Below are 15,483 nucleotides of genomic sequence, written 5' to 3'. Positions count from 1 at the left end.
GAGCAAGCAAAAGGGGCTGACCGGTGGAGAACACGCTGCGCATCCTCCTCACCGAACCGGACGCGGAAGCCGAACGCGTCGCCGAGCTGACCGGCTACCTGCGCGAGGAACTGCTGGATCTCGACATCGCCGACGTCAGGACCCTCCCGGGCGGCGAGGCCCCGCCCGGCGCCCGAGCCGTGGACGTCACCCAGATCGGCGCCCTGCTGGTGACCCTGGGCAGTTCGGCGACGGCACTGAACCAGGTGGTGACCGTCATCCGGTCCTGGCTGGGCCGCCACCATGACACGCGCCCGTCCCTGCACCTGCAGATGGGAGACGACGTCCTGGAACTGTCCGAGGCGACGGACGAACAGGTCGCGGAAGCCATCAGGATCTTCACCCAGCGCCACTCCCCCGCCGGAGCCGAGCCATGACCGCTTCCCGACACGCGCTGATCATCGCCAACGACCGCTACACGGACCAAGGCCTCAAGAAGCTCAACGCCCCGGCCCAGGACGCCGCGGCGCTCGAGAAAGTGCTGCACGACCCGCACATAGGCGACTTCGAGGTGGAGGTCGTGCACAACGCGTCGGCCGACCTCATGCGCCGGCGCATCCAGCGCTTCTTCCACGAGCGCAACCGCGCCGACACGCTCCTGCTGCACTTCTCCTGCCACGGCCTCAAGAGCGAATCCGGCGAACTGTACTTCGCCGCGAGCGACACCGAACCCCCGCTGCTGGCCGCCACGGCCGTCCCCTCCCAGTTCGTCCGCAGCTGCATGGCCACCACCCGGGCGGGCCGCACGGTCCTCTTCCTCGACTGCTGCTACGGCGGCGCCTTCTCCAAGGGCTCGGCCTCCGTGCGCGCTTCAGGAGACGTCAACGTCCTGGAGTCCTTCGCGAAGGACGAACCCGACAGCGGACGGGGCTGGGCCGTCATCACCGCCTCCGACTCCATGGAGTACGCCTTCGAGGACAACCGGCTCACCGAGAACTCCGCTGCCCGGCCGTCGGTGTTCACCCACGCCGTGGTCCAAGGCCTCGAAACCGGCGAAGCCGACATCGACGCGGACGGCAAGGTCTCCCTGGACGACCTGTACGAATACGTCTACCGGCACGTACGAGAGCAGAACCCCAACCAGAGGCCCAAGAAGGCAGCCGAACTCCACGGGGAGCTGCATCTGGCGCACAGCCGGCGCGGCCGCATCAAGATCGCCGCCATACCCTCACCCCCTGCGCTGAAGGCCGCTCTGAGCAGCGACGCGTTCCTCGAGCGGCAGGGCGCCGTGCTGGAACTGGACAAACGGCTGCGGCACCCCGAGCTGCCCCGGGCCGAAGGAGCACGTCAGCACCTGGAGGAAGTCGCGCGCAACGATGTCGAGCAGATCGCCGATCTGGCATCCAAGTGCCTGAGCGACATCCGTCTGCAGCCGGCCCCGGACCACCTGGACTTCGGCCGGGTGCCGCAGGGCTCGGCCCCGCCGAAGCAGTCCGTGACCATGCACGGCCCGCCACTGGCCCGCCACTGCGTGGCCCAGCCGCAACAGGCGTGGCTGCGCGTCGACCCGACCCCGGGAGGCCTGGACGTCCACATCGACACGACCGCCGAAGGACACCTGGCCGGCGACATCGTGCTCAAGGGCGTGGCCGACGAGTCGGTCATCCACGTCGAGGCGGTGATCACGCTCGCGCACCAGCGCGACTCCGGCGGATCGGGTACCGGCCCCTCGAACGGCGCCACGAAGGCGACGCACGGATCGGGCGGCGCGGGGGATACGGCGGTCATCGGCCAGTCGAAAATCCCGCCTCCTCCCGCGACACCGCCGGTGACCCCCACAGTCCCTTCAGGAAAGGCGCCACCACCCCCACCCGGACCGGCTCTCGCCCTGGCCGTCGCCGCACTCGCCCTCGCCGTCACCGCTCTGATCACCCTCGTGCTGGCCATCCAGAGCGCAGTGGCCGCGATCATGGACCGGAGTGACGCGGGGGTCTACGGCAACATCGAGGACAACATCCGCGAACACGGAGCGCTCACGCCCCTCACCGTGTGTCTGATCACCGGCGCGGCAGCGTTGATCACCGGCGCGATCGCCCGGCACGATCTGGCGGCACGTCGCGATCACTACACCGGACAGGCTGCCGGGAGGACGCGCACCCTCACCTCCATCGCCAAGGGTGTGGCCATCCCGGCACTGGTCCTGGCCGTCCTCGCCGGCATCACCTACCTGGTGGGCAGCGGGGAGTGGTGACCGTCATCGGTGTCAGGGGGCCGGGATCGGCTGCGTGAGGTTCACCGGGTTGCCGTCGGGGTCGGAGATGTGGGCGACGCGCTGTCCCCACGGCATGTCGTCGGGGCCGCTGCGGACCGAGCCGCCGAGGGCCGTCACCCGGGCGAGCGTCTCGTCGACGTCGTCGACGCCGATGCTGAGCAGGATCCGCGGCGCCGCCCCCGTCTCCGCGTTCGCCTTGGTCACCAGCCCGAGGTCGGTGTCGCCGATGCGCAGGCCGACGTAGAAGGCGGGGCCCTCCTCCGGAACGCGGAAGATCTCCTCGGCGCCGAACAGGTTCGTGTAGAAGCCGAGGAGGACGTCCTGGTCGGCCGTCAGGATCACGGGCTGGATGGTGGACATGGCACTCCTGTCGAGAACGGTCGTGTCGCTGGGCAGACCGTTCGAGGGCCGTGAACTCATCGGCTGCGTCATCCTCGCCCGAGTCGCTCGTCGGCCGGGCATGAGAACGGCTCACTCGGCTCGTCCACGAGAGCCCGGAAAAAATCTTGGGCGGCGATGTCGAGAACCCGTGGCCTGCTTCGTCCCCGGGGTGAACGCGACCACAATGGGCCGCACCAGCACCCAGGAGAAGACAAAATGGCCAAGTACCTGCTGCTCAAGCACTACCGCGGAGCTCCGGCGGCCGTGAACGACGTCCCCATGGACCAGTGGACGCCCGAGGAGATCTCGGCGCACGTGCAGTACATGAACGACTTCGCGGCCCGGCTGGAGAAGACCGGCGAGTACGTCGACAGCCAGGCGCTCGCCCCCGAGGGCGCCTGGGTCCGCTACGACGGTGAGGGGCGTCCGCCGGTGACCGACGGCCCGTTCGCCGAGACCAAGGACCTCATCGCCGGCTGGATGGTGATCGACGTCGACAGCTACGAGCGCGCGGTCGAGCTGGCCGGGGAGCTGTCGGCCGCCCCCGGGGCCGGCGGGAAGCCGATCCACGAGTGGCTCGAGGTGCGCCCCTTCTACGGCACCACGGCCACCATCACGGAGTGACCCCACCGATGGACGAGGCCCTGCTCCGCAGCCTCACCCCGAGCGTGCTGGCCCTCCTCGTCCGCCGCGGAGCCGACTTCGCGGCGGCCGAGGACGCCGTGCAGGAGGCGCTGGTCGAGGCACTGCGGGTCTGGCCGTCCGACCCGCCGCGGGACGCGAAGGGCTGGCTGGTCACCGTGGCGTGGCGCAAGTTCCTCGACCAGGCCCGGGCGGACGCCGCCCGCCGTCGGCGTGAGGACCTCGTCAGGGAGGAGCCGGTGCCCGGGCCGGGGCCCGCGGCGGACGACACGCTCCGGCTCTACTTCCTGTGCGCCCATCCGTCCCTGACGCCGTCCTCCGCCATCGCGCTCACACTGCGCGCGGTCGGCGGGCTCACCACCCGCCAGATCGCCCGGGCCTACCTGGTGCCCGAGGCAACCATGGCCCAGCGGATCAGCCGGGCCAAGCGCACGCTGGCCGGTGTGCGGTTCGATCAGCCCGGCGACGTCGCCACGGTGCTGCGCGTCCTCTACCTGGTCTTCAACGAGGGCTACTCCGGTGACGTCGACCTCGCCGCGGAAGCCATACGGCTCACCCGGCAGCTCGCGGCCGCCGTCGACCACCCGGAGGTGGCGGGGCTGCTCGCCCTCATGCTGCTGCACCACGCCCGGCGCGCCGCCCGGACGGCGCCCGACGGCAGTCTGGTGCCGCTCGCCGAGCAGGACCGCGGCCGGTGGGACACCGGGTTGATCGCCGAAGGCGTCGCGATCCTGCAGACGGCCCTCGCCCGGGACCGGCTGGGCGAGTACCAGGCCCAGGCCGCCATCGCCGCCCTGCACGCCGACGCGCCCCGAGCCGAGGAGACCGACTGGGTGCAGATCGTCGAGTGGTACGACGAGTTGGTGCGGCTGACCGACAGCCCCGTCGTCCGGCTCAATCGCGCGGTCGCCGTCGGCGAGGCCGACGGACCGCGCGCCGGGCTGGCGGCGCTCGCGGCTCTCGATGCCGCACTGCCCCGCCACACCGCGGTGGCCGCGTACCTCCACGAGCGCGACGGCGACCTGGAGACGGCGGCACGGCTGTATGCCGAGGCGGCCCACAAGGCCCCCAGCCTCGGCGAACGCCGGCACCTGACACACCAGGCCGCCCGGCTCAACGCCCGCCTGCGTCACTGACCGGTCAGGCTCCTCCTTGGCGCATCTGGCTTCCGGGGTGTGGCGTTCCTCGAATTCGTCCCAGAGGGCCCGCATGCGCCGTGCCTGCTCGGCCGGGAGCAGAGCGAAGAGTTCGTCGGCCGCGACGGCTTCCCGCTCCTGCTGGTCCGTCCCGGCTGCCGCGTCGTAGAGCGGGGTGTCGCCGGCGTAGATCTCCACCAGGTCGTGCAGCAGGACCAGTTCGACGGTGTGCCCCACGTCGATGGGGTGGTCGGAGTACAGGCGGTCAGAACCAGTGCAGGCAGTGCGGGGAGCGGTCGGCGCGGAAGAGGGCGTCGGCGAGGGGGGCCGCGTCCGGGTGGTGGGCCCGGATGTGTCCGGCACGCACGAGCGTGCTCGGGGCTGTGCCGCCGAGGTAGACCGAGCCCAGGTCCCGTACGTCCAGGGACAGGTCGGGCTCCCGGTCCGTCAGGACGCAGTCGGCTTTGCCGTCCCGGACGGTCAGCAGGTAGCGGCCGTGCTCGTCGAGGAACGGGTCCTCGACGTCGAGGACGATGTCGCCGTCCGCGAACCAGCCGCGCGCCGTCAGCGCGCGTGGGACGTCCAGCAGCCGCACCCAGAGCCAGTCCATGACGCCGCTCACCTCGCCGGCGCGGAAGTCCGCGAGCTGCCAGCTCAGCGGGTGCTGGGGCGGGACCTGGTTGAACACGACCTTGGAGACCAGGTCGTGGGCGAGCGCGAACCGGGCCAGGGCCGTGAAGACGGCGTCGTCGGCGGCGATCGTCTCGTCGACCGTCAAGGTGTCCGCGTCGATCGAGTAGCTGGCATACCCGTCCGGGACGCCGTCGGCGTCACGGTGGACGGCGACGTAGCGCGGCGCCGGAGAGATCGGGGGCTGCCCCGCGCGCAAGGCCCACCAGCGGTGCGGCCGGGACAGCGCGCCCGGCTGGGCGCGGCGGTAGCGGTCGTAGACCTCCTCCAGGATGTCGCCGCATTCGGTGCGGCGCAGTACCTCCACCGAGCCGTTGTCCGGGTCGGCCGCAGGTGCGTCGGCCGTTCCACGCGCCCGGCTCGGGGCGAGGGCGGCCCGGTGGCGCGGCACCGTCAGCCGCTGCGTGTAGGTCGCCGGTCCGTAGCCGAACCGGCCGTAGATCGGCGCCTCGGAGGCCAGCAGCACGGAGAGGACCTCTCCGCCGGCCCGCAGCTCGGCGAGCTGATGCCGCATCATCGCGCTGAGCACGCCCTGGCGCCGGTGCGAGGGGAGGACGCCGACGGCGGTCACCCCGGGGGCCGGGACGAGGGTTTCACCGGGCAGCGTGAGCTCGAACGAGTGCGTGGCGGCGGTGCCGACGGGCCGCCCGTCCGCCGTCCGGGCGAGGAGGCAGCGGTCCGTCTCGAGCGCCGACCACCACAGCCCGCCGCCGTCGACCGGGGTTTCCGGGAAGCGCCCGAACGCTGCATGGACCGTGTCGACGAAGACGTCGAGATCCTCGTCGGTGGTGGGGCGAATCTCCATGCTGCCGCTGCCTCCTCGGGTTGCCGGCACCACGACGGGTGGTGCCGGGCCACAGTGCAGCGTGGGGCCGCGGCCCGGTCAAATGAATTACGGCGGAAGGGCTTTGCGAGCGCGGTCTGCGGGTCTTGCGAGTTCGGTGGGCGGGTCTTGCGAGCTCGGTGGGCGGTTCTACGAGTTCGGTGGGCGGGTGGTGGCCGGCAGCGTCGCCGCACTAGCGCGTCACGCGGTAGCGGAGGTAGACGACCTTCGAGCTGAAGGTGCGGGTCTCGACGAGTTCGAGGTCCACCCGGCGCTCGTGCCGGGGGAAGAACGGAATGCCACCGCCGACCAGCACCGGGTAGACCATGGTCCGGTACTCGTCGATCAGCCCCGCCGCGGCCGCCTCCGCGGCGAGGGTCGCGCCGCCGATCGCGATATCGCCCTCCCCTGGCTCGGCTCGCAACCGCTCGATCTCCTCCGCCACGCCGCCGGAGGCCAGACGGGCGTGGCCCTGGACCGTCGACAGCGTGGTGGAGAACACCACCTTCGGGAGCGGGTTCCAGAGGGCGGCCCACTCGAGCTCCGCGTCGTCGAGCGATTGCTCCTGGTCCGCGGTCTCCCAGTACAGCATCGTCTCGTACAGCCGACGGCCCAGCAGGTGGACGCCGACCTCCCGGATCTCGTCGATCCAGAAGCGGAAGACGTCCTCGACGGGCGCCGTCCAGTCGAAGCCGCCGTCCGGCCCGACGATGTAACCGTCGAGCGAGACGCCCATCGAGTAGGTCACTCTGCGCATCGGGGTTCCTCCTCGGTTGCCGGTTCGACGGTACGGCCTGTCACGCTGCGGCGGTCGGTTCCAGGCGGACGCAGCAGTGGCCGGGGCTCGGGGCGAGGCATGCCTGGAGGGTGCCTTCGTCGAGCCCTTCGAGGACACCGCCGAGCAGGTGGAGGTTCATGCCGCACACGGTCTGGGTGTGCTCGCGGGCGAGTTCGTGGAAGGGGCAGTTGCCCAGCACGATCGCCTCGCCGTCGAAGCGCGGCTCGAAGCCGTAGCGCTCCAGCAGGTCGAACACGCTCGGGGCGCCCTGCACGGCGAGCCGGGCGCCGTGGGTCCGGGCCTTTCGGTGCAGGACGGCGCGGACCGGTTCGCCGGTGGTCTCGGCTTCCTCCATGGCCTGGGCGAGGAGCTTTCCGGCCAGCTCGTAGTGCCGTTCGGGCAGGCTGACCGTGACCTGCTTCGCCGAGCGCTTGTACAGCTTGGCGGGCCGGCCGGCCCCCGGCCCGGTGCGGCCGCTGCGCCGCTCGTAGACGACGTCCAGGAGCGCTTCGTCCGCCAGGCGGTCCAGGTGGAAGGCGGCGGTCTGGCGCGCCAGGCCGAGGGCGGCGGCGGCTTCGTCGCGGCTGACCGGTCCCGACTGGCGCACGACGTGGTCGTACAGCCTCCTGCGGGTCGGCTCGTCCAGAGCGGCGACGGCGGAGACATCGGACTGGGGTCCCTTGGGGGCCTGGGGTGCCTGGGGTGCCTGGGGTGCCTCATTCGGGTGGTCCACGAACACCAGTGTAAAACCCACAGGCCTTGACTAAAGAGGCGTCGCGTACTTCTATCGTTAATGAGAGTTGTTGATAGAAGGCCTCGACAGAAGGGACGGGCGTCATGTCGTCCGCAACCACCACCACACCGTCCACCACCCCTAGGCGTGTCGCGCTCGGCGATCCCGGCTACCAGGCGTTCGTCGTCCTGCGCGCGGGGTTCACCGTGGCGCCGATCCTGTTCGGGCTGGACAAGTTCACCAACCTGCTCGTGGACTGGCCCGTCTACCTCGCGCCGTGGATCAACGACGTCGTGCCCGGCAACGCCCAGGCAGCCATGTACGCCGTCGGTGTCATCGAGATCGTCGCGGGTCTCGTCGTCGCCCTCGCGCCCCGTTTCGGGGGCTGGCTGGTCGCCGGGTGGCTGGCCGGCATCATCGTCAACCTGCTGACCATCCCGGGCCACTACGACATCGCGCTGCGCGACTTCGGACTGCTGCTCGGTGCGGTCGCCCTCGCCCGGCTCGCCCAGCGCTACCACGGGGAGCGGCGGTCCGACTGACGGCCGGCGGTGGGCCCGGGCGGTGGCGGCGACCGGTTCCGGTTCCGGCCGGTTCCGGCCGTGCCCTCCCGCTCGCCCCGGTCCGTACGGTGTTCCGGTGACGGACACACTGATCAGCGATCTCCGCGCCGCGTACGACGCCCAGCTCCGTGATGTCACCCCGCCGGGCGGCAGCGCCCGCGTCGAGAAGGACGGCCCGGTGACCCGTGTCGTCGGATGGCACCGGGGTTTCGTGACGGGCCCACGCGACCTCGGTGTGTGCGGGGAGGAACCCGACGCGCTCATAGCGCGGCAGCGTGACTTCTACGCTGCCCGTGGTGAGGCGGTCGAATGGAAGACCCGCGCCCACGACCTCCCCGCCGACGTCACCGACCGGCTCAGCGCGGCCGGATTCGTCGCCGAGGACACGGAGACCGTGCTCATCGGGCGGTCCGCGGACCTCGCCGCCGGCCCCGTCCTGCCCGCCGGCGTGACCCTCCGCCGTGTCACCGCCAGTGCGGATCTCCAGCGCATCGCCGCCATGGAGAGCACCGTCTGGGGTGAGGACTGGGGCTGGCTGGCCGGCGAGCTGGCCGCTCGGATCGAGAACGGTCCGGAGAACACCGTCGTCCTCGTCGCCGAGGCAGGCACCGAAGTCGTCAGCGCCGCCTGGGTGGTGTTCCAGGACGGCGTCGACTTCGGCGGCCTCTGGGGCGGCTCCACGCCAGAGGCTTGGCGTGGACAGGGCATCTACCGGGCCATGGTCGCCCACCGGGCCCGGCTCGCTGCCGAGCGGGACGTCCCCTACGTCCACGTCGACGCCTCGGCCGACAGCGCGCCGGTCCTCACCCGCCTCGGCCTGCACGCGGTCACCACGACGACACCGTATGTCTGGTCGCCCTGAGGTCAGCTCCGGGCCCCGAAGGACCGTGATTCCGCAGGCCGGGGCCCAGTGGCCCGTTCGTCGCCCGGGCGGGGTCACGAGCTCCGGGAGGCGAGGTACTCCTCGACGCCGGGTGCCGTGTGCGCGTCCTCGACGTTCACCGCGGCTCCGACCGCCTCGGCGTCCGGCTTGTGCACGTAGGTCGAGGTGCTCGCGGGCCGCGCCTTGTCGGAGAAGTCCTGCGCGGTGCCGAGGCCGACGTCGACGCCGGACTGGGAGCGGTGGGCCTCGACCAGGTCCTCGCGGGTGAGGCCGCCCTTGTCGCAGGCCTTCTTCAGGTCGTTGCCCATCAGCTGGGCGGCGTTGTAGCCGGAGAGCACGCCCGAGTCGATGAGGGAGCCCGGGTACTTCTTCTTGTAGGAGGCGACCATCTTGCGCACCCCGGGCAGGTCGGAGCTGACCGCGGGCGCGGCGCTGACCACGTTGAGCAGGGCGGTGAGCGCGGGGGCGGCCGGGGTCTTCATCAGCTGCGGGGCGTAGCCGGGGGCGCTGCTGACGACGGGCACCTTCAGGCCACGGGAGGCCGCGACACCGACCAGCGACGCGGTCTGGGCCGGTCCCGCGCTGATCAGGATGGCCTTCACTCCCTCCTTGCGCAGGGCGGAGACCTGCGCGGACAGGTCGGTGTCGGTCGCCTTGATCTTCTGGCCGACGACCTTCAGGCCGGCCTTCTTCGCGGCCCACCGCGAGCCTTCGAGGGCGTTGGCGCCGTAGTCGCCCTCGAAGTGGACGTGTCCGATCGTGTCGCCCTTCGCCAGGCCCTTGTCGCGGGTGAGGAAGTCGACCGCGGCGATCATGTCGATGTCGTAGGTGGTGCCCAGGACCTGGACGGAGTCCCGGTCCAGCAGGGAGGCGGCCCAGGCCTGCGGGAAGGTGAGCACCTTGTCCCGTTCGATGTCGTCGAGCAGCGCGGCCATCACGGGCGAGCCTATGACCTGGGGAAGAGCCAGGACGTCCGTGGAGAGGTCGGCGTAGGCGGTGACGGCCTTCTGGACGTCGTAGCCGTGGTCCTTGACGACGATCTCGATGCGCCGGTCGCAGATGCCGCCGCGGGCGTTGACCTCGTCCGCCCACATCTGCTGGGCCTGCACGATGCTCTTGCCGAGGGTGGCGTAGGGGCCGGTGAGATCCGTCAACGCGCCGAGTCTGATGGTCTTCCCGGTCACCCCGGGGCCGGTCTTGACGCCGTCGGCGCCGTCGTCGGTGCTCCCGGAGGAGTTCGCCTTGGAGCTGCATCCGGTGGCGGTGAGCAGCAGGGCCGCGAGGGCGGTGGCCAGGAGCGTCCTGGGGCGTACGCGGTGCGAGTGGTGCGTGGACTTCACTGGGTCGGCTCCTTGGCTCGTGCGGACGGCTCGGGTGAGGGTGTGGCGGGGGTGGTGGCCGGGGGCGGCGGGGCGGGTGGCCGGCGGCGCAGGCGGGTGCGCAGGCGGCGGACCAGGCCGTGCAGGCCGTCGGGGGCGAAGAGCAGGATGAGGACGATCGCCGCTCCGTAGAGGTAGCGGGCGGCCTCGGTGGGGCCGACCGTGCCGTCGGTGGTGCCGGGGGCGGCCACGAGGGGCAGTTGGTCGGCGTAGCGGGTCATCAGCAGGGGCAGCGCGGTCACGAAGACGGCGCCGGCGGTGGCTCCGGCGACCGATCCGAGTCCGCCGATGACGATCATGGCGAGGTAGTCGACCGACAGGACGAGGCCGAAGTAGTCGGGCACGACGCGGCGGAAGGAGAGGGCGAGCATCACTCCCGCCAGGCCGGCGTACATCGACGAGACGACGAAGGCCGCCGAGCGGTGGCGGGAGACGTCCACGCCCATCACAGCGGCCGCGGTCTCGCTGTCGCGCAGGGCCGCGAGGGCGCGCCCGGGACGGCCCCGGAGCAGTCCGCGGGCGGTGAACCAGGTGAGCGCGAAGAGGGCGAGCCCCAGGTACCACAGTCGTTCCTCCGCGCCGAAGGGGACGCCGAGCAGAATGAGTTCGGAGTCCGCGGAGAAGGAGAAGCCGCCGAGTTCGAGGGGCGGTACGGAGCGGCCGTTGAATCCGCCGGTGACGGAGTCCGCGGTGAGCAGGACGTGGTGGCCGAGGAAGACCAGGGCCAGGGTGGCGACGCCGAGGTAGATGCCGCGTACCCGGCCGGCGACGGGGCTGAAGAGACCGCCGGCCGCTCCGGCGAGCAGGACGGCGAGTACGGCGGCCACGGCGGTCGGCAGGCCCGGGCCGGGTTCACCGGCCAGCCAGACGTAGCCGTAGGCGCCCACGGCCAGGAAGAAGGCGTGGCCGAGGGAGAGTTGGCCGGCGGTGCCGGACAGCAGGCCCAGGCCCACCGCGCCGATGGCCGCCGCCATCGAGAACAGGCCGATGCGCAGCCAGAACGCGTCGAGGTAGAAGGGCAGGGCGCACAGGACGGTGACGGCGGCGACGGTCCGGGCCGGGCGGGTGGTCAGGGCGCGGGAGAGCCGGTCAGACACGGACCGCCGCCTTTCCGCCGAACAGCCCGGTGGGCCGCACCAGCAGGACCAGCACCATCACCGCGTAGGGAGCGACGTCGCCGAAGCCCTCGCCGAGGACGTGCAGATCGGACTGGTAGCCCGCGACGAGCGCCTCGGTCATGCCGATGAGCAGGCTGCCGGCGAGGGCGCCGGGCGGCGAGGCCATCCCGCCGAGGATCGCCGCCGGGAACGCCTTGAGGGCGATCTGGCCGGTGGTGCGCTCCAGGCCGGGGGCGGGGAACGCCGCGAGGAACACCGCCGCCAGGGCGGCGAGCGCTCCGGCGAGGCACCAGGCGAGCATGCGGATCCGGACCAGCCGTACGCCCATCAGCGCGGCCGCCTCGACGTCCTCGGCCGAGGCGCGCAGCGACAGGCCCCAGGAGGTGTACCGGAACAGGGCGAAGACGCCGGCGATGACCAGGGTGGACACGACGATCGCGGCGATGCGGCTGTCCGCGACGGTCACCGGCCCCAGCCCGCTCACCGAGTCGCCCCAGGGGTCGCCCAGCGAGAGCAGGTCGCCGCCGATGCGCCGGGACAGGTCGGTGAGGATGAGGATGTCGACGCCGATGGTGACGATGGTCTGCACGTGGGCGGCGTGCGGGTCCGCTCCGCCGCCTGCCTGGAGCAGGAAGCGGTCCAGGGCGCCGGCCACGGCCGCGGTCACCAGGACGGCCACGGCGAGGGCGCCGGCGAAGCCGAGGTCGTCGTGGAGCACGGCGGTGAGGTAGCCGCCGAGGAGGAGCAGGGAGCCGTGGGCGAAGTTCATGACGCCGGAGGCCTTGAAGATGATGACGAAGCCGAGGGCGACGAGGGCGTAGACCGCGCCCAGGGCGAGGCCGTTGAAGACGTTGTCCAGGAAGGTCGTCATGCCGCGTCCTCCTCCCCCTCGGCGCCGGTGCCGAGGTAGGCGCGCAGCACCTCGGGGTCGCGGCGCACCTCGTCCGGGGTGCCGTGGGCGATGGCGCGGCCGAAGTCGAGGACGGTCACCTCGTCGGCGAGCCGCATCACCAGGCCCATGTCGTGCTCCACCAGCACGACCGAGAGGCCGAGTTCGGCGCGTACGGCGTGCACGACCTCCACCGTGCGGGCCCGTTCGGCGGCGTTCATCCCGGCGACCGGCTCGTCCAGCAGCAGGACGCTGGGCTCCAGGCACAGAGCGCGGGCGAACTCCACGCGCTTGCGGTCGCCGTAGGAGAGCAGGGCGACGGGGCTGTCGAAGTGCGCGGCGAGGCCTGTGAGTTCGGCGATGGCGCGGGCTCGCTCCAGGTGTGCGCGTTGTTCGCGCCGGGCGCGCGGAAGGCGCAGCGCGCTGGCGGCGAACCCGGCCCGGGACAGGGCGTGGCGGCCGAGCATCAAATTGTCGGCGACCGTGCCCTGGGTGGTGACGATGTTCTGGAAGGTGCGGGCCACGCCCAGGGCGGCGATGCGGTGCGGGGCGAGCCGGGTGAGGTCGGCGTCGCCGAGGCGTACGGTGCCCGTGGCCGGGCGGCACAGCCCCGACAGCACGTTGAAGCAGGTGGACTTGCCCGCTCCGTTGGGTCCGATGAGCGCGTGGACGGAGCCCGGGGCGACGGTGAAGGACACCGTGTCCAGGGCGGTGAGTCCGGCGAACCGGACGGTCACGTCCGTCACGGTGAGTTCGGGTGGTGCGGTGGTGCGGACGGTCACGCGGCTCCCCGCCCCTCGGGTCTGCTCACGGTGCGCTCCGGGGTGTCTGTGGTCTCGCCCAGGTAGAGCCGCTTCACGGCGTCCGTGCGGGCGAGTTCGTCGGCGGGCCCGGAGAGCCGGACCTCGCCGACCTCCAGGACGTGGGCGGTGTCGGCGAGGGACAGCGCCATGCCCGCGTTCTGCTCGACGAGCAGGACGGCGGTGCCCTGGGCGTTGATCTCGCGGATGACCTCGGCGATCCGGTGGACCATCTGCGGGGCGAGGCCCAGGGACGGCTCGTCGAGCAGGAGCAGGCGTGGTGCGGCCATGAGGGCGCGCCCGATGGCGAGCATCTGCTGCTCGCCTCCGGAGAGCAGTCCCGCGGCCTGCCGGGTGCGTTCGGCGAGGCGCGGGAAGAGCGTGAAGACCCGCTCGCGGGCCTCGGCCACCTGGTCCGCGCGGCGCCGGGCGAGGCCGAGACCGCCGCTGCGCAGGTTCTCGTCGACGGTGAGCCCGGCGAAGACCCGGCGCCCCTCCGGGACCTGGACGACTCCGGCGCGCACGGCGGCGACCGGGTCGCGCCCGTCGAGTTCCGTGGCGCCGTAGCGGATGCGGCCGGCCGTGATCGCGCCGCGGTGCAGGCGCAGGGTGCCCGACACGGCCCGCAGCAGGGTCGTCTTGCCCGCGCCGTTGGCGCCGAGCAGGGCGACGACCGTGCCGTGGGGGACGGTCAGCGTCACGGAACGAAGCGCGGACAACGCGCGGCCGTAGGTCACGTCGAGGGCCTCGACGCGCAGGGCGGGCTGGTCGTCCGGTGGTGCTTCGGGCATCGCGGCTCCTCGATCCGTGCCGTCGTCGGGCACGGGTGCTTCGGGGGAAGGGGCAGCTCACGACAGCACGGCCGCGGGGACGCGGTACAGAAGGTTCGGCCGGGTGGCTGCGCGCGCCCAACCCGGGCCGACGGGGACTGTGCGGCTGCCCAGCCGCGGCCCGGGTCCGGCTGCAGGGCCCGCTGCGGCGTCGGGCCCCGGGCGTCGCGGTCAGCCGGGCAGCAGGCGGCGCGCCATCAGCGCGAGGCTGATCTCCACCACGTCGAGCGGGCGTGCCAGGGAGCGGCCGATGAGCTGCTCGCAGCGGCGCAGCCGGTTCAGGACGGTGTTGCGGTGGCAGTACAGCCGTTCACCGGCGCGCTGGGCGGACCCCTCGGAGGCGAACCAGGCGGCCAGAGTGTCGAGCAGTACGTCCCGGTCGGCCGGTTCCAGCCGCAGCAGGGGGCCCAGGACGCGCTCGGTGAGGGTCGCGCCGAGCTCCGGGGAGGAGACGACCAGGGCCTCGGGCAGGTGCTCGGTGAGCCGGACCGTGCCGCCCTCGGGCGGGCAGATGCTCAGGGCCAGGTCGGCGAGGCGCCGGGCGTCGCCGACCGCGGCGAGTCCCGTGACGGCACTGCCGATGCCGATCCGGCGGCCGGCCGGGCCGTCGGCGGACAGAGCCAGCGCCGCCACAGGATCCCGGTCGTCCTCCCCCTCCCCCGCTGCGCCGACCAGGACGATGCCGTAGTCCACGTCCGCTCCCGCGTGCCAGTGCGCGGACGACAGGGGGGCGGCCCGGACGCCCGTGGGGTCCTGCGGCCGGCCGCCGGTGGCCGCGACGACGACGTACCGGCCGTGCTCCGGCAGGCCCAGCCCCTCGGCGGCCTCGGGCAGATCGGCGATCCGGCTCGTGCCGTCCAGGAGGGCCGCAGCCAGCAGGCGCACCCGGTTCTCGCGCCGCCAGGCGAGCTGCCGCTCGGCCTGCCGGTAGGCGTCCGCCAGGAGGGTGCAGTGCTCGTCGACGAAGTTCCACACGTCGGTGGCCACGTGCACCAGGAGTCGGATGTCCTCGGGTTCCGAGCGGGCGGTCTCCTCGACCAGCCGCTGCCACACCAGGGACCCGCCCAGCCGGAACGCGTGCAGCAGGGCGTCCAGCGGCAGCCCCTGCCCGGCCCGGGTGACACCGATCCGCCAGGTGCAGCGATGGGCGGCCTCGCGGGTGCCGCGCGGGTCGAGCAGCGAGGTCACGCTGTGCCGCAGGGAGCGGTAGGCCTCCTGCCAGGTGGCGGCACGGTCGTTCTCCAGCGCGGTCCGGTAGGCCGGTTCCTGCTCACGCAGCACCGCCACCAGGCGGTCGGTCAGCTCGGGCAGGTCGTCGAGCAGGACGCGGGCGGCCCGGTGCAGGACGCGCAGGGCGTCGGCGTCGATCAGTGACCGGACCCGCCCTGTCCGCGGCTGCGGAACGGGCGTCGGCCCGGTGCGGAACGTCGAGTATGTCGTGCGTGTCGTGCGTGTGCGTGCGGCAGGATGCATCGCGGTCCTCCCCCAACCTCGGCCTCCCGGCGGCGCCCGGCGCCCGGCCGGGCTCGGCGGCGTCCGGCGGGTGCGCTGCCCGTGCGGCCGTCCTCACCCGATAGTCCTGCCTCG

General features: G+C 72.5%; 16 protein-coding genes and 1 pseudogene. 6 read left to right on the top strand and 11 right to left on the bottom strand.

The window, feature by feature from the left end; all coding sequences use genetic code 11:
* Positions 1 to 23: 23 nt before the first annotated feature.
* The gene (locus ABZ948_RS21520) at positions 24 to 416 is read left to right on the top strand and encodes a hypothetical protein (RefSeq protein WP_359761815.1); all 393 of its coding nucleotides are present in this window, start codon (positions 24 to 26) and stop codon (positions 414 to 416) included.
* Positions 413 to 2,230, top strand: coding sequence for a caspase family protein (locus ABZ948_RS21515; RefSeq protein ID WP_359761813.1), 1,818 nt, complete (start codon positions 413 to 415; stop codon positions 2,228 to 2,230). The genes ABZ948_RS21520 and ABZ948_RS21515 overlap by 4 nt, the downstream gene beginning before the upstream one ends.
* A gap of 12 nt (positions 2,231 to 2,242) precedes the next feature.
* Here the strand turns inward: ABZ948_RS21515 and ABZ948_RS21510 are convergent, their stop codons facing one another.
* Positions 2,243 to 2,611: a VOC family protein gene (locus ABZ948_RS21510; protein WP_359761811.1), complete on the bottom strand. Its 369-nt coding sequence runs from the start codon at positions 2,609 to 2,611 to the stop codon at positions 2,243 to 2,245.
* A gap of 237 nt (positions 2,612 to 2,848) precedes the next feature.
* Between ABZ948_RS21510 and ABZ948_RS21505 the strand changes: the two genes are divergently transcribed.
* Together ABZ948_RS21505 and ABZ948_RS21500 are read left to right on the top strand one after the other, a co-directional pair.
* Complete coding sequence (locus ABZ948_RS21505) at positions 2,849 to 3,256, top strand: YciI family protein (protein ID WP_359761809.1); 408 nt, start codon at positions 2,849 to 2,851, stop codon at positions 3,254 to 3,256.
* Between the two features lie 8 nt (positions 3,257 to 3,264).
* Positions 3,265 to 4,410 carry an RNA polymerase sigma factor gene (locus ABZ948_RS21500; protein WP_359761881.1) on the top strand — a complete coding sequence of 382 codons (1,146 nt, stop codon included), beginning with the start codon at positions 3,265 to 3,267 and terminating at the stop codon, positions 4,408 to 4,410.
* Between the two features lie 24 nt (positions 4,411 to 4,434).
* Here the strand turns inward: ABZ948_RS21500 and ABZ948_RS21495 are convergent.
* The 4 genes and pseudogenes from ABZ948_RS21495 to ABZ948_RS21480 form a co-directional block, all read right to left on the bottom strand.
* A pseudogene (locus tag ABZ948_RS21495) lies at positions 4,435 to 4,773 on the bottom strand (HD domain-containing protein); the annotation flags it as partial.
* On the bottom strand, positions 4,676 to 5,905 hold the full coding sequence (locus ABZ948_RS21490; protein WP_359761807.1) for a GNAT family N-acetyltransferase: 1,230 nt from the start codon (positions 5,903 to 5,905) through the stop codon (positions 4,676 to 4,678). The pseudogene ABZ948_RS21495 and the gene ABZ948_RS21490, both read right to left, overlap by 98 nt.
* Positions 5,906 to 6,116: 211 nt before the next feature.
* A complete protein-coding gene (locus tag ABZ948_RS21485) occupies positions 6,117 to 6,680 on the bottom strand; it encodes a dihydrofolate reductase family protein (RefSeq protein ID WP_359761806.1) in 564 nt (187 codons plus the stop codon).
* 40 nt (positions 6,681 to 6,720) lie between these two features.
* Positions 6,721 to 7,440 carry a helix-turn-helix transcriptional regulator gene (locus ABZ948_RS21480; protein ID WP_435857558.1) on the bottom strand — a complete coding sequence of 240 codons (720 nt, stop codon included), beginning with the start codon at positions 7,438 to 7,440 and terminating at the stop codon, positions 6,721 to 6,723.
* A 98-nt stretch (positions 7,441 to 7,538) separates the two neighbouring features.
* Between ABZ948_RS21480 and ABZ948_RS21475 the strand changes: the two genes are divergently transcribed.
* Both ABZ948_RS21475 and ABZ948_RS21470 read left to right on the top strand, forming a co-directional pair.
* On the top strand, positions 7,539 to 7,976 hold the full coding sequence (locus ABZ948_RS21475; protein ID WP_359761805.1) for a hypothetical protein: 438 nt from the start codon (positions 7,539 to 7,541) through the stop codon (positions 7,974 to 7,976).
* A gap of 97 nt (positions 7,977 to 8,073) precedes the next feature.
* Positions 8,074 to 8,859 (top strand): GNAT family N-acetyltransferase, encoded by a 786-nt coding sequence (locus ABZ948_RS21470; protein WP_359761804.1) that lies wholly within the window; start codon positions 8,074 to 8,076, stop codon positions 8,857 to 8,859.
* 74 nt (positions 8,860 to 8,933) lie between these two features.
* On the opposite strand, the gene ABZ948_RS21465 is transcribed toward ABZ948_RS21470, so the two are convergent.
* From ABZ948_RS21465 to ABZ948_RS21440, 6 genes are all read right to left on the bottom strand, one after another.
* A complete protein-coding gene (locus tag ABZ948_RS21465) occupies positions 8,934 to 10,220 on the bottom strand; it encodes an ABC transporter substrate-binding protein (RefSeq protein ID WP_359761802.1) in 1,287 nt (428 codons plus the stop codon).
* Positions 10,217 to 11,356, bottom strand: coding sequence for a branched-chain amino acid ABC transporter permease (locus ABZ948_RS21460; RefSeq protein ID WP_435857552.1), 1,140 nt, complete (start codon positions 11,354 to 11,356; stop codon positions 10,217 to 10,219). Before ABZ948_RS21460 ends, ABZ948_RS21465 begins: the two co-directional genes overlap by 4 nt.
* Positions 11,349 to 12,248, bottom strand: coding sequence for a branched-chain amino acid ABC transporter permease (locus ABZ948_RS21455; RefSeq protein ID WP_359761800.1), 900 nt, complete (start codon positions 12,246 to 12,248; stop codon positions 11,349 to 11,351). Before ABZ948_RS21455 ends, ABZ948_RS21460 begins: the two co-directional genes overlap by 8 nt.
* Complete coding sequence (locus tag ABZ948_RS21450; protein ID WP_359761799.1) at positions 12,245 to 13,048, bottom strand: ABC transporter ATP-binding protein; 804 nt, start codon at positions 13,046 to 13,048, stop codon at positions 12,245 to 12,247. The genes ABZ948_RS21455 and ABZ948_RS21450 overlap by 4 nt, the downstream gene beginning before the upstream one ends.
* Complete coding sequence (locus ABZ948_RS21445; RefSeq protein WP_359761797.1) at positions 13,045 to 13,857, bottom strand: ABC transporter ATP-binding protein; 813 nt, start codon at positions 13,855 to 13,857, stop codon at positions 13,045 to 13,047. Before ABZ948_RS21445 ends, ABZ948_RS21450 begins: the two co-directional genes overlap by 4 nt.
* 210 nt (positions 13,858 to 14,067) lie before the next feature.
* The gene (locus tag ABZ948_RS21440; protein ID WP_359761795.1) at positions 14,068 to 15,369 is read right to left on the bottom strand and encodes a PucR family transcriptional regulator; all 1,302 of its coding nucleotides are present in this window, start codon (positions 15,367 to 15,369) and stop codon (positions 14,068 to 14,070) included.
* Between the last annotated feature and the right edge of the window lie 114 nt (positions 15,370 to 15,483).

The organism is Streptomyces olindensis (assembly GCF_040645895.1).
GTDB lineage: Bacteria > Actinomycetota > Actinomycetes > Streptomycetales > Streptomycetaceae > Streptomyces > Streptomyces olindensis.
This window is presented reverse-complemented; position numbering and strand designations above follow the sequence as displayed.